This window comes from Blastopirellula sp. J2-11 (genome assembly GCF_024584705.1).
Classification (GTDB): Bacteria; Planctomycetota; Planctomycetia; order Pirellulales; family Pirellulaceae; genus Blastopirellula.
The window spans coordinates 4,954,028-4,967,778 of record NZ_CP097384.1 but is presented as its reverse complement, the minus strand read 5'-3'; the positions used below and the strand labels follow the sequence as shown (position 1 = coordinate 4,967,778).

Here is a 13,751-nt window from a genome sequence, read left to right as displayed (position 1 = left end):
CCACTTGGCGTGTTCGATGTAGCGGGATTTCTGTCGAAAATGAAATTGTCGTGGAAGATCGCGACCTGTGCGGTAGTGACGCTGATTGTCGTGATCAGCGGCGTTGGTATCTACATGTATCAGGCGACGCGCCATGTGCCGCAATTCTATACGGCGGCTCTCGATATCGAGCCGGCCGCCGCGCGAGAGACCGGTGAGATCCTCGAAGAGCAGGTCTTCGCTTTCTCCAACGAAATCCGCAAACCGTCCCGCTGGCAACTGCGACTGACGAACGACCAGATCAATGGTTGGTTGGCGTCGGATCTGGAAGAAAAATTTCCGAAGTTGCTGCCAGCCGGAATGCACGATCCCCGGATCTCGATCCAAGAGCGACAAGTGAAGCTCGGCTGTCGCTTTGAAGGACAGCAGTTCCATTCGGTCATGTCTTTGGCGATCGACGCCTATCTCGTGGAAGACGAAGAAAACGTCGTCGCGATTCAGATCCGTAACGTTGCGGCCGGGTCCTTGCCGTTTCCGCTTGGCAGTTTGCTAGACGAAGTGGCGCGCCGCGCCGAAGAAGCGAAGATCCCGCTGCGCTGGCAACAAGTCGAAGGAGATCCCGTGGCGCTGGTGACCGTGCCGAGCGAAGGGGACCAGATCGAAGGAATCATCCGGATTGATACGTTGGAACTGCGTGACGGAGAAATCTTTTTGGCCGGCGAAACGCTGAAAGCGCCTGAAGAGATGGTCGAACCAGCCGCGCCGGTGGCGCCAGAAGCGGCGGCCGATCAAGAGATTAAGACCGCGAGTCGACCACTCAATACGTTGCCGTAAAGGTCGACGATCAGTGCGGCCGCATCGTCGCGGACAATCTCATATTCGCCCCGATCCATGCGCGTGACCGAGCCCCGATCGCCGGAGACTTCGCCCTCATAGTCTAAGTAGGCCAAACGATGGGGGGCGATTGGCTGACCCTGAACGGGCCGCAGCATGTCGGGCTTCGCGCCCAATCGCCAAGTGCGCAGCTCTCCGTCCGCTTCCAACATCAAGTCATAGTGACTCGCGTCGGCATGGCCTGAAGGGAACTGGTGATAGAGCAGAACAAAGCGTTTCATGCTTGGATTTTAACATCGTAGGGTCCGCTGTGTGAGGACCAAGAAGCGGAGTGGGGCACGCTTTTGAAAGCATCGGTCCGCACTGTGTATCCTACAACTGCTTCGTAGACCGAAGCGCGAGCGAGGGAAAATCTTTCGCTCCGGCTTCTCTCCCAAAATCAGCCGCACGGCGTTAGCCGCGGTTTCTGACAGGAACTGATTGTCGACGGAAAATGGGAGACAAAAAAACCGCGGCTAACGCCGTGCGGCTGATTTCGATACTTGCGTCTCGGGCTACGAAGAAATGGATTCGCATCGCGGCCCCGACAAATCTAATTCGGAAACGCGTTGGTCGTTTCTTGCGAGGTCGCCAATTCGCGGGACCGAGAGCTGGTCGCTTCGACGACGATCGTTTGTTGCCCAGCCGTCGTGGCGACAGCTTCGACGTCGAACTCCAGCGTCTCACCGGCTCGTAGCAAGTTAATCTGCGGCAGAGCAAGGGCGCTGCCGTCAGGGCTGAGCCGCGGTGCGCCAAGATTTCCCCCATCCCGCAGGTTCACCTGAGGAGACTTCAGTCCCGGCGAGAAGCGAAGCGTGATTTGCACGTTCCCATCCTCGACCGGCGATTCGTTCTTGACATACAGGACATACTTGATCGACTGACCAATCCGCACGTCTCCCTGCAGCGAAGCGATCTTGGCCGTCAGTTTCCCTTGTTGCGTCGCCGGCGGAGTATTGTTGCCGCCGCCGTTGGGATTGACCGCCGGGGGTTGTTCTGGCGGTCGCGTCGTAGGGGGCGTAATTTGCACGCAAGACTGGGCTGTTCGCGGTTGCGTTTCGCCGGTGCTGATCGTAGCCCGGGCACACGCGGCTTGCGAGAGCTCGTCGGCTCGGCAAAGCAGACGAAGCTCGGCGCTTTGCCCCGGAGCGATGCCATCGTCGAATCGCCATTTGACGGTTCGTAGTTCCGAGTTGTCGGAATTTTGAGTCGCTTCCAGGCCGGTTAGGTTCGCGTCGTAGTTGATGTCAACGCGGACCGCCGTCAGACGCGTGCTGCCGATGTTTTCTAGCCGCAGCGTGAAGAGGACGTCGGCGCCTTGCGGGACCGATTGCACCGTTTGTCCAGGCGTCGCTAAGGGATCGCTGGCGACAAAGGTCAAGTTGTAGTTGGGCTGTGCGGCTGGAGGGGTGATTTCGACGCACGCTTCCCGCAGGACGGGCATTTCGCCATCGGCGGTCACCGTCATACGATGGCACTGCCGACCGGTTCCAACCGCGCGGAAGGTGAGCGTTTCGTTGATCGTCTGGCCAGGGGCCAGCGAAACGGGATCGGTCGCAATCATATTGCCGGCGCCGCTGACATGCTCGAGGCCAGTGGAGAACTCGTCACGCAGCACCAGGTTGGTCAGCGGATTGGTCCCGTTGTTCCGAATGGTGATGATCGTGTCGAACTCGGACCCGTTGGTGATCGACTGCGGACTATTGATCTGGACCGAAATATTGTTGGATGCGACCTGGGTGTTGGCGCAACTGCGATGTCGCAGTTCTCCGTCGCCAGAGACTGAAAGACATAGCTGGTGGTCGCCGGGGCCGCGAACGGCACAGACCAGTTGGATGCGTCGATAGCCGCGGGCTTCGAGTTGGCCAATGCTCCACTCGATGTCATTGCCGCGCTGCGTCGCCGGCAAACTGCTCTCGGCGTACTGCATTCCGGGCGGCAGGGGAATGAAGGCGACGACATTGCTGGCCGGCACATCCCCTTGGTTCGAGATCACCAGGTCATACGTCGCCGTCGAGTCGATCTCGGCGACGGCTGGACCAGCGATTTCGGCCGATAGCTGCGGTGCGCTCCAAGTGACCGTTGCGTCGCCAGAAGCAAGCGTCAACCGTTCGCTAGTGCCAAAGCGAGCATGCGCGGGACGAATCACCGTAATCCGCACGCGGGCGGCGCCTGGCTGATCTCGGGAGGCGGGAGCGATCTCGGCTGTGGCGCGACCCGTGGAGTCAGTCGTCACTTCGACGGCCGGTGTGGTGGCGACCACGCCGTTCACAATGAAGCCGGCGGCGACGCCGTCGATCAATTCATATTTGACGATCCACGAGTCGAGCGGCGAATTGGTCGTTTGGCTTGAGACCGTTGTCGTTAGGAAGGCGCGTTCGCCGGCTCGCTGGAAGGCGGAAGTTGGCAATTGCCACTGGGCGTCGATCCACTCAACAGTCGCAACACGCTGACGAGCGGGCCAGTTCTCTAATTTGGTGGCGAGCGCGGTGACGCGGCTCGTGCCGGGCGACGAAGAACTGACGCTGATCCAGTTTTGGCCGCGCAGCACGCGAACATCATCGCCGGGGATCTCAGTGCCGCGATCGACCGTTTGATCGCACAACTGCGTACGCCCTACGGCGTAGACCGGGCTGATGATTCCTTGCTCGCCCCCGAGCGAAGCGAACCGAGTCGTGGTGTCTCTGCCGCCGACTTCCGAAAAGTGGCCGACGCTATCTTGCGAGAGCATCCATTTGATGGGACGTCCCCCTTGCGTCAAGCAGCATTCATCGCCGTTCAATCCGGCGACCAACACTACTTCGGTGCCAACCGGCGCAACGACGCGCGACGGTGAGAGACTAAGCGATTTCTCCGGCTCGACCGCGCCTTTGGGAGGTTTCGGCAACGGAGTGCTGACGGCTACGCCGGGAGCGTTACAAGGACCTGGAGCAGGAGGAGCGGCGTAGGCCGGCTTCGGCAGGCAATCGGCGGGACCCGTGAGCGACGTCGACTGATTGCACGCAAAGATATGACGGCCAGTCGGATCGATGGACGGAACGCGGACCGACGAACAGCCGCTTCCCCCTAGGGAAACGAGCAGTGCGATCACAACGAATCGATTCGTGTTGTTAGGATGAACTGGACGCATGCTACTACTCGGTTTGGGCTGTCTTAGCCGCCGAATTGGTTTGCCGCCGCGCACAGAAAATATGCGGGCTAGGCAAACCTAGCATGCGAAATGGGGACATGCGGCGAATTTACCTCACCGCATGTGGTAGAAAATCAACATCCCAGCGCCGGTGCTGACGATTGCACCGGCGGTAGGGAGTTTCGGCCGCTTTTAGCGGTTCTTGGCGAAGATGCCGGTGGCGTACCAGATGCCGTTATTACCACGCTTCATGTCATAAGCGTAATAAGTGTTATCAGCACTAACGGCTGACCAGTGACCTGACGAGTGACGCCAGCTACGAACGCATTCGATCGCGGCGTCTTCCAGATTCTGGCCGGGCCAGCTTTCGGCGCAGACTTCGGTTGGCAGCATGTGGCCGGGAAGTTGGCCCGAGAGTTGGTGGAAGCGAGACTCCCACGAATGATGGCCTTGCAGTTGCATCCGCGCTTGCAGACGACTGTGTTGGAACGTCGCAACCGCCAGCAGCCGGCGGAAGGCGCCGTTGGTGCTGCGCGGACGTTCGGGATGCATGCGGACCGCATAGATTAAGGTTCGCTGCGTCAGAGATCCGCGCGGAAGCGACAGGATGGTCTGCATTTGCTGAATGCTGCGAACGCGGCGATCACGGAAGGGGAACTGGCTAACGACGTAGCCGTAGGTTTCATCGTTGGAATCGACATAATCGACAATCGCGATACCCGGCTGACCCGCCATATGTTGGAAGGAGCCGTGCGACATTAACTTGGTCTTACCGGTATTGGTTCCGACGGTCGCGTCGAGGGGAAGTTCGGCCAGGATATAGTTGTTGAGCAACTCGGCGACTTTGGGGTCGTCGAGTACGCGTTGGAATTCTGCTTGCTTCGTCTGATCTTCGTCACGGAAGTAGATCAGCAGCATTCGTCCTTCGTTCGTTGCTGTTCGTACCGCAGTAGAGTAGTCGTCGTACCAATACGGCGTATCGGCGAGGACCGTTTGCGTGATCGTGATGGCGAGCAGCGCGGCGATTGCCAAGGGGGTTCGCTTCAGCATCAACTTTGCCCTGGGGGTGATTCGAAGCAGCATGTGCAGAATAGACCGATTCTGCCGAATTCATGAGCTACGTAAGAGATTCAGAATAGCGCGTGCCGATTATGCGAGTCAATCGGGTGACGAGGTTACCAAGCCGCAGATTAGGCGGATCATGCACAATGCGCAGAAAGCTTGGTGTGCGTGTATCCCGAAGAATAGGATAAGTGGGAATTGTGTGGGATTCAATAGTTGGCGGTTGGGAAAACGTAGTGGCTTTCGCTATCTATTCGTGTTATCAAGATTAGGACTTTTGCAGCGACCTACACCCCCTCGCGTTTGCTCCTGAAGGACGATTCATGTTTCGCAGCACGGTTGCTAAATTCTCTAGTTGGGCCATAGCACTTTTGGTGGCGGCGATCTTTTCTTGCACCGCAGATCATGTGCAGGGGCAAGATTCGCTCCCACAGCAAGTTTTCAAAGCTCAGCAATCTCTTGGCCAATGGTTGGGCGAAGGCAAAAAGCGGCAAGGGTGGGACGATTACTTGCAGAGTGATACTTTGCTCACCCAAATCCAATTGGGGGACAAAGCGTCGCCGGAAGTCCTCGAGAAAATTCTTCTCCAATATCAGAGCAACGCACCGGGATTAAAATTACCGCAATTTGTCTTGGTCCAAACAAAATTAGCAAATTGGATTGAAGCGATTGATGTCGAGAAAAAACCGGTCGCAGAAATTTTTGCCGACGCGCAGAGTCAATTTCAGCCGGTTACAGCAGAGCAAGCGGCCGCTGCAAAGTCCAAACTCGAAGCGGCGATCGGTCTCTTGGAGAAGTACATCCACAACAGCGGCAGCGCCACCGAACAAGGTTGGAAGAGCTATCTGCGGTGGGACGATCTGACGCAGCAGCTAGCTGCCGAGTCGCCTGATCTGGGGATGCTCGAACGTTGCTATCTTCGTTTCCACTCAGGCGCCAAAGGTTTGGAGTATCCGCAGTTCGCCAATGTTCGCCGCGCGCTGCGTCGCTATATCGACCTGCAATTCTTCGCGTCGACCGAGCAATACAAAGAGATGTACGAAATGCAGCTAGGGCTGCTTGTCGAAAGCTTGAAGAAATATACCGAGGATCCGAATGCCGACGATGCGGCTGCGGTCGGCGCCCAACTCGGTTGGTTAGCGCAAGGCGGGCAAATACCAGAACTGGTCAAAAGTGCGCGTGATTCGCTGAACTACCCGAACCTGTTCGTAACGGCGTCGGAACGATTCGTTGGGTATGGCATCGACCGTAAAGTCGATGACACGAAGCCGGTTCGTGACAACATTTTGGGAACCAGTATTTACGGCACTGGGCGAACCGTCGGCGATTTGAAGATCAATTTGATTCCTAACGCCGCCGCCGCCCAAGTTCAGCTGGTGTTAGACGCCGTCACAAGAACCAACAATGTGGGCCGCAACGGTCCAGTGACCGTTCACTCTAGCGGAGTCACCTCGGTCTTGGGCAAGAAATCGTTGTTGGTCGATGCGAATGGCGTGAGTGATACGAGAGCCACAGCCGATTGTCGTACATCCTCAACTTTCAACTCGATTCGCGCCAATTCGGGGTTGGTCCGAAATATCGCCACCAATAAGGCTTACCAACAGAAGTCGCAGGCTGAAGCGATCGCTTCGCAACATGCCGAACAGCGCGTCGCCAGCCGCATGGACGCAGAAACCGTCCAACTCGTACGGGACGCCAATACGCGATTACGCAAAGAAATTCGTCAGCCGCTCGATAGCCGCGACGAATTTCCGGAGATCTTCGAGATCTCGTCGACCACCGACGCTGTCCATGTCGTCATGATGAAAGCGAATCGGTTTCAGCTAGCCGCGCCAACGCTGCCGCCGGCGCCTGCACCGTCGTCAACGGATATCGGCGTCCAACTGCATGAGTCGATGCCGACCAATATGGGGGAAGTGCTGCTAGGAGGGATCAAGCTTACCGATGTGAAATTGGTGGAACTGCTCAAAGAGCGGGGAACAGAGGTTCCCGAGGAATTGCAGATCACGCCGGAAAAGGATCCCTGGTCGATCACCTTTGACTATCAGCGGCCAGTTGAGGTCCGGTTTGGGCAAGATCGGATCGAAATTTCGATTCGCGGACGTCAGTTCACCCGCGGTGAGAGCGAGTTCAACAATCCTGCCCGGATTAGCGCCGTCTATCTGGTCGAACGCGGAGAAAAAGGCGCCAAACTGACCCGTGAGGGAGACGTCACCGTCGAATATTTGAGCCGCGAACGCCAAGGGATCCGTGATATTACGCTGAAGACCTTTCTGCATAAGAAGTTTGAAGCGTTGTTTGAGCCGGAGATCGTGGGTGAAGGCCTGAAATTGAAAGGACGCTGGGAAGGCGCTGGACCGTTGCAGTTGGAAGAATTGGTCGTTAGCGACGGTTGGGCAACGCTCGGTTGGGTGATGCCGGTCAAGAAAACGGCAAACAAGGATCTCGCTAGCGGCGCGAATTCGGTAAAATAGTTATCGAACGAACGACACGCGGCTCCTCACTTTCTAAGAGCACCCGTTATGCAGCGCTGGGTAGAGATTGAATTTGATTGCTTGCCGCTTCGGTCGATTGGGCGGATGGATATCCCGCTCGACGCGTCGCCGAAGTATCAAAAACACTGCATGAATCTGAAGCAGGCGTTGGAAAAGCATGGAGCGTTGAACACGTTTTATCTGTACAACGCCCAATGCGTTTACCATCTGCTGAATCATGAGACCGACGGGATGCTCGAATTTCGATTCGAGGGAACCGTATTGACCAACGCCGACGACACTAAGGCGCGACAGGCCGATCTTGACGTATCGCTGACGCGCGAGACCTGCTCTTGGCTGTCGGAACCGATCGTGGAATGGTTCGCATCGACGGTTTCGCGCAGCGTTTTGGCCGATTTTGATCGCTATATCGCCGCTGGCGACCTTTCTGCGACGGAGCAGCGGATCCAAAAGATCCAGGCCGAAAGCGACGAATCGGGCGGTTTTGTCGGCATGTATCTCTAACAGCATGCCGCCGCTAGCCATGACTCGCTAGCGGCCCAGCTGGAAAACTTTGACGATTGTAGGGATTCTTCAAAGTTTGCCGGTTAGGTTGGCCGATAACTCTTCCATGCTGGATTACGGCCGCCCTGCACATGCTGCGGGCGTTCGGTCCCGGGGGGGGATCCAGTGCTTTTGTTGTCGTTAGTTTCCGCAAGGAAACTGCGCCCAACCAACGTACTGATTACCTTCCCGAGCCGAAAAAAACGCGCTGCGTTTGAGTACGGCTCAATCAGGAAACGGAATTCCATGAGCCGGCACACCGCGAAGTATTGGGCGATCATTCTGATCGGCGCTTCGGCACTGACGGGTTGTCATCCGACGCAGCCGTTCTACTTTACCGAGAGAAACGATCTCTCGACCTACCTCGATAAAGCGACCGAGATTGAGTATCCGGACGTCAACGAGCCAAGTCTGGCCGAGGTAGAGAACGCTGCCGAGCCGTTCACCCTTTCCGATCCCTTCTCGCTAGAGAAGAACCAGATCTGGGAACTCTCGCTCGAAGAAGCGGTCAGCATCACGCTTAAAAATAGCAAGGTGCTGCGTACCGCTGGCGGCAACGCGGTTTTCCGCGTCATCCCCGGCACCACGCTGACCAGCCAGGCGATTCCGACCAGTTTGATTACGCGAAACGACGGCATGCCGACGATCTACGATCCGGCGATTGTCGAATCGGATCCGACCTTGGGTGTGGAAGGCGCCCTGTCGGAGTTTGACGCGCAATTGAACATGACGGCCAATTACCAGAACAACGATCGCCCGCAAAACTATTCGTCCAACACGTTGTTCCCGTCGGTCTTTCAGCAAAATCTGGGAACCGGCGCCATTGAGTTGACCAAGAAGTCGGCGACCGGTACGCAGTTCTTTCTGCGAAACAACTATCAGTACGAATGGAACAATCGTAGCCCGCTCACGCGGCCGCTGCCCAGCGACTGGCAAACCAACATCGAATTGGAAGCGCGTCATCCGTTGCTTCGCGGTTCGGGTGTCCAGGTCAATCGTGTCAACGTGATGTTGGCTCGCGTACGAGAAGACGTCAGCCTGGCCGACTTTGAAACCAACGTTCGCAACTTGGTTAGCGACGTCGAAGAAGCCTATTGGCAAACCTACTTCGCCTATCACAACCTGGAAGCGGCCAAGACCGGACGCGACAGTGCGTTGGTTACCTGGCGCCGCATCTTCACTCTGATGCAAAAAGGCGCCGAAGGGGGCGAAGCCGAGAAAGAAGCGCAAGCTCGCCAGCAATACTATGAATTCCGTGCTCGTACGCAGGCCGCGCTTCGCGACTTGTACAAAGCCGAGAACGCGCTGCGTTACTTCATGGGAATCGCCGCCAACGATGGTCGCCTGATTCGTCCTTCGTCAGAACCGAGCGACGCTTGGGTAAAGTTTGACTGGTTCCAGATTCATGAAGAAGCGATTGCGATGTCGGCCGAACTGCGTCGCCAGCGCTGGCGCCTGAAGCAGCGTGAGATTGAAATGATCGCCGCTCGCAACCAACTGTTGCCGCAACTCGACGTGGTCGGCTTGTACCGCTTCCTCGGTGTGGGCGACAAGTTGATCTCTGGCAACCCCGGCGCCGGCGACTTCCCGGCGGTTGGTTCGACCGCTTGGCAAGAGCTGACCGGCGGCAACTATCAAGAATGGACCTTGGGAGCTCAGTACAGCATGCCGATCGGTTTCCGTCAGGCTCTGTCGGGAGTACGCAACGCTCAACTCCGCATCGCTCGCGAAAAAGCGGTGCTGGAAGATATGGAACTGGAAGTGTCGCACCTGCTGACCGATGCGGTTCGCGATCTCGACTCGAACTACAACCTGGTGCAGTCGAACCTGAATCGCCTGATCGCCGCCGACAAAGAAGTCGACTCGGTGCAAGCCGCCTACGACGCCGGTACGGTCACGCTCGACTTGCTGTTGGAAGCTCAGCGTCGTCGCAGCGAAGCTCAGATCGCTTACTTCCAAGCTCTGGTCGAGTACAACATCGCCGTCAAAGACGTTCATCTTCGCAAGGGTTCGCTGTTGGACTACAACGGCGTCTACTTGGCGGAAGGCCCGTGGCCAGACAAGGCTTACTTCGACGCCAAGGGTAACGCTCGACGTCGTGCGGCCAGCCATTACATGAACTACGGCTACACTCGTCCCGGCGTCATCAGCCGCGGCGCCGTCCCCAGCGGCTCGCAGCACATCGAAGAAGGCGTGATGTGGGAAGAGGCTCCGATGCCGGGCCAGCCTTACCTGGAAGAAGTGCCGACCCCGGCGGCTCAGCCGACTCCGGCCGCGCTGGACACGCAAGCGATGGTTCCCGCCGCTAAGCGACAGCAAGTCGCTGGTGACGGCGCCACGCTGCGTCCGATCGGTTTGAAGCCGACGCAAAACGGATCGAAAGTCGCCCGCGTCTCGTTGGAACAGCCAACCCAAGCGGCTCGTCCCAGCGGCTCGGTGAAAGCCGTTTCGCCCAAGTCGCAAGCGAAGCTCGATTTTAATAAACTAGGTCTCTCGGAAGTCATGAAGGATATGGACGTTCGCTCGTCCGCATCCCCGCAGCCCACGCCCGCTAAGAAAGCACCGGCAGCCGCCAGCCATGAACCTGTCGCGAATTCAACGTCTGCTGCAACTTCTCGGACTGCTGCAAAGTGGCAGGCCCCAAAACGTTGATTCGTTAGCGGTCGAGTGCGGCGTGAGCCGGCGGACCATCTTCCGAGATCTTGATACATTGCGAGGGGCCAGCGTGCCCCTCGCTTTTGATTCTGAGTCACAGCGGTATCACATTCCCGATACCTACTTTCTGAGCCCGACCAATCTCAACGCCGAAGAAGCTCTGTCGGTCATGGTCCTCTGCAGCGAACTAGGAGACGGCGGGGGATTGCCTTACTACTCCAACGCTCGCAAAGCGGCGACCAAGCTGGAAAACAGTCTGCCGGATCGACTGCGTCGTCGTCTGCGACGTGTTTCGGGCGCCGTCGAAATTAAGCTGACTCACTCGCCGCAACCGCAAGAAGCGGAGACCGTCTATCAGCAACTGGTTGACGCCGTCGGCAATCGACGTTCGGTGCGCATCCAGTACAAAAGTCTCTTCGATGAGGCTGACATCAGCACCAAGCTCTCCCCCTACAAACTTCTCTTCAGTCGGCATAGTTGGTACGTGATCGGGCGATCGTCGTTGCATCGCTCGACGCGCACCTTCAAGGTTGGGAGAATCTTGTCGCTGGACGTGCTTGAAGACGAATTCAAAATCCCCACCGGCTTTCGCGTCGAGCGTTATCTGCGCAGCGCCTGGCACATGATTCCCGAAGAAGGCCCGGATCAAGCGGTTGTCGTCCGCTTTCATAAGCTGGTCGCGTCCAACGTCGCTGAAGTGCAATGGCACAAGACGCAACAAGTCTCGTGGAACGAGGATGGCTCGATCGATTTCCGCGTGACCGTTTCAGGATTGCGAGAAATGTCATGGTGGATTCTCGGCTATGGAGAACAAGCGACCGTCCTAGAGCCCCCCGAGATGCAGCAGATCGTCGTCTCGCACGCACGGGCGATCATTGATAAGTATCAGGACAATGGCGGCGGTCCTTCGTAGCCCGAAACGCGCGTTTTGTTTTGAAGTTGTGCTATTTGTATGGTTGGCCGCGATAGCTCCGCTATCGGGGCGGCGCAGCCATAGGCGGATTCTGTTAGCGGATCCGCAGCGGATAGGGGTTTTCAATCCTTCTCGACTGAACCAACCACCGATCAGAGGCCAACCAGACGAGGTGAGGGCTTCGAAGAAAAAGCGGTCGGACCACGGCGCGAATTTGCCCAACTTCAAAACCTTGGTCACCAGATCGCATACTGTTCGATTCCCCCCTGGGTGCGTAAAATGGAACGGTTTCCGGCGCCTGTGAGCTTACAACCATGTTCTTTGTATTTGACGGATTGGACGGCGTCGGCAAATCGACGCAGCAGACGTTGTTCACCGCGTGGCTCGAGATGCAGAACGCCCAGGTCGTCTCGTGCCGTGATCCCGGCAGCACTCCGCTCGGAGAACGGCTGCGGTCGATCTTGCTCGACAAAAGCGATCTCGAAATCGCGCCGCGCAGCGAGATGCTGTTGTATATGACCGCTCGTGCGCAGCTGGTCGCCGAAACGATCCGTCCGGCGCTGGAATCAGGCGCCGCGGTTGTCTCGGATCGCTATTTGCTCGCCAATATCGCCTACCAAGGCTACGGCGGCGGAGTCGACGTCGATACGATTCGCAACGTTGGTCTCGCGGCGACCGACGGCGTTCTGCCCGATGCGACCTTCCTGCTGGATCTTCCGACCAAAGCGGCGCTCGGTCGCTTACAACGCACGCTCGATCGAGTCGAGAGCCGCGGAATCGAATACTTTGAACGCGTTCGTGAAGGCTTTCTTGCCGAAGCGAAGAAGTTTGAAAACGTGCATGTCATCGATGCGAGTCGTAAGGTCGAAGAAATTCAGGCCGATATTCGCAGCATTGCCCTGACCGTGTTGGAGCGACAAACCGGCGCATGAGTTGGGACGAGATTCAAGGACATGACGCCGTTCAGGCAAAGTTTCGCACCGCCGTCGCGCGCGGACGCTTGGCGAGCACCTTCCTGTTTGTTGGGCCGCCGGCGATCGGCAAGCGGAAGTTTGCGTTGAAACTGGCCGAAGCGCTGCTGTGCGAAGTGAATCCGCCTGCCGACTTGAACCCTTGCGGCAAGTGCGAAAGCTGCGTGCAAGTGCGGGCCCAATCCCATCCCGATTTGATCCTGGTTTCGCGACCGGCCAACCGGACGCGAATTCCGGTGGATCTGCTGATCGGCGACGCGCAAAATCGGATGCGAGCAGGGCTGTGTCACGACATCACGTTGCGCCCGTATCGGGGCGGACGCAAAGTGGCGATCATCGACGACGCTGACTATTTGAACGTCGAAGGCGCCAACTGTTTGCTGAAGACGCTTGAAGAGCCTCCGCCAAAATCCGTCATGATTTTGCTGTCGACCAGTTTGCAACGGCAATTGCCCACGATCCGCTCGCGCTCGCAGATTATCCGCTTCGACCCGTTGCCCAACGAACTGATCGCAACGCTCTTAGTGGAACAGGGAGTCGTCGCCGAATTGGCAGAGGCCCGCGTCTTGGCGGAACTAGGGCACGGAAGTCTCGAACGCGCCATGCAGGTAGCCGATCCAGAGTTGCGCGAGTTTCGCGCTGCGCTGTTGCCGCGGTTAGGAACGCCTGATTTTCCGAGCGTACCGCTGGCGAAAGAGACGGCCGAGTTTGTCGATCGCGCCGGGAAAGAGGCGCCTCCGCGCCGTGCTCGTTTGATCTTGGTGATGCAGTTCGCCGCCGAGTTCTACGAGCAACTGATGCGGGCCCTTTGCAGCAGCGCAGTCGCGGGAGATGACCTGCTGCGGAAACAAGTCGAACGAGCAGTTCCCCGGTTTACCGCCGGACCAGACGCAGCAGCGGCCTGTTTGGCGCGTTGCATCGAAGCGGAACAAGAAGTCGAATCCAACGCGAATCTGGCGACTTTGGTCGACGCGTGGATGGACGATCTCTCGTCGGCCGGACGGTTAGGTTATGTGCCGTTGGGGCAGTAAACTAGAGTAGAGTTAGCCAATAAATGGGGTCAGGTCCCAACTTTGCCGCAAAATTGGGACCTGACCCCATTTATTGGCCCCCGCCTTCGCCGCTACGTC

The 13,751-nt window shown here is 57.6% G+C and carries 10 protein-coding genes; 7 read left to right on the top strand and 3 right to left on the bottom strand.

Annotated elements, in window-relative coordinates:
- Window positions 1–39: 39 nt before the first annotated feature.
- Window positions 40–813 carry a hypothetical protein gene (locus M4951_RS19575; RefSeq protein ID WP_262023317.1) on the top strand — a complete coding sequence of 258 codons (774 nt, stop codon included), beginning with the start codon at window positions 40–42 and terminating at the stop codon, window positions 811–813.
- Here M4951_RS19575 and M4951_RS19570 read toward each other — a convergent pair.
- The 3 genes from M4951_RS19570 to M4951_RS19560 all read right to left on the bottom strand — a co-directional run bounded on the left by M4951_RS19570 (window position 768) and on the right by M4951_RS19560 (window position 5,032).
- Window positions 768–1,094, bottom strand: coding sequence for a DNA polymerase ligase N-terminal domain-containing protein (locus tag M4951_RS19570; protein WP_262023316.1), 327 nt, complete (start codon window positions 1,092–1,094; stop codon window positions 768–770). The genes M4951_RS19575 and M4951_RS19570 overlap by 46 nt on opposite strands.
- 311 nt (window positions 1,095–1,405) lie before the next feature.
- Window positions 1,406–3,982, bottom strand: a complete 2,577-nt coding sequence (locus tag M4951_RS19565; protein ID WP_262023315.1) for a hypothetical protein — start codon at window positions 3,980–3,982, stop codon at window positions 1,406–1,408.
- Between the two features lie 192 nt (window positions 3,983–4,174).
- On the bottom strand, window positions 4,175–5,032 hold the full coding sequence (locus M4951_RS19560; protein WP_262023314.1) for a thioredoxin family protein: 858 nt from the start codon (window positions 5,030–5,032) through the stop codon (window positions 4,175–4,177).
- 386 nt (window positions 5,033–5,418) lie between these two features.
- Here M4951_RS19560 and M4951_RS19555 point away from each other — a divergent pair, with 386 nt between their 5' ends.
- The 6 genes from M4951_RS19555 (at window position 5,419) to M4951_RS19530 (ending at window position 13,652) form a co-directional block, all read left to right on the top strand.
- Window positions 5,419–7,518 (top strand): hypothetical protein, encoded by a 2,100-nt coding sequence (locus M4951_RS19555; RefSeq protein WP_262023313.1) that lies wholly within the window; start codon window positions 5,419–5,421, stop codon window positions 7,516–7,518.
- A 48-nt stretch (window positions 7,519–7,566) separates the two neighbouring features.
- Window positions 7,567–8,043: a hypothetical protein gene (locus M4951_RS19550; protein ID WP_262023312.1), complete on the top strand. Its 477-nt coding sequence runs from the start codon at window positions 7,567–7,569 to the stop codon at window positions 8,041–8,043.
- Window positions 8,044–8,328: 285 nt separating this feature from the next.
- Window positions 8,329–10,734 carry a TolC family protein gene (locus M4951_RS19545; protein ID WP_262023311.1) on the top strand — a complete coding sequence of 802 codons (2,406 nt, stop codon included), beginning with the start codon at window positions 8,329–8,331 and terminating at the stop codon, window positions 10,732–10,734.
- Window positions 10,661–11,650 carry a helix-turn-helix transcriptional regulator gene (locus M4951_RS19540; RefSeq protein ID WP_262023310.1) on the top strand — a complete coding sequence of 330 codons (990 nt, stop codon included), beginning with the start codon at window positions 10,661–10,663 and terminating at the stop codon, window positions 11,648–11,650. The genes M4951_RS19545 and M4951_RS19540 overlap by 74 nt, the downstream gene beginning before the upstream one ends.
- Window positions 11,651–11,964: 314 nt before the next feature.
- A complete protein-coding gene (tmk, locus tag M4951_RS19535; RefSeq protein ID WP_262023309.1) occupies window positions 11,965–12,582 on the top strand; it encodes a dTMP kinase in 618 nt (205 codons plus the stop codon).
- Window positions 12,579–13,652, top strand: coding sequence for an ATP-binding protein (locus M4951_RS19530; protein WP_262023308.1), 1,074 nt, complete (start codon window positions 12,579–12,581; stop codon window positions 13,650–13,652). The genes tmk and M4951_RS19530 overlap by 4 nt, the downstream gene beginning before the upstream one ends.
- Window positions 13,653–13,751 lie beyond the last annotated feature (99 nt).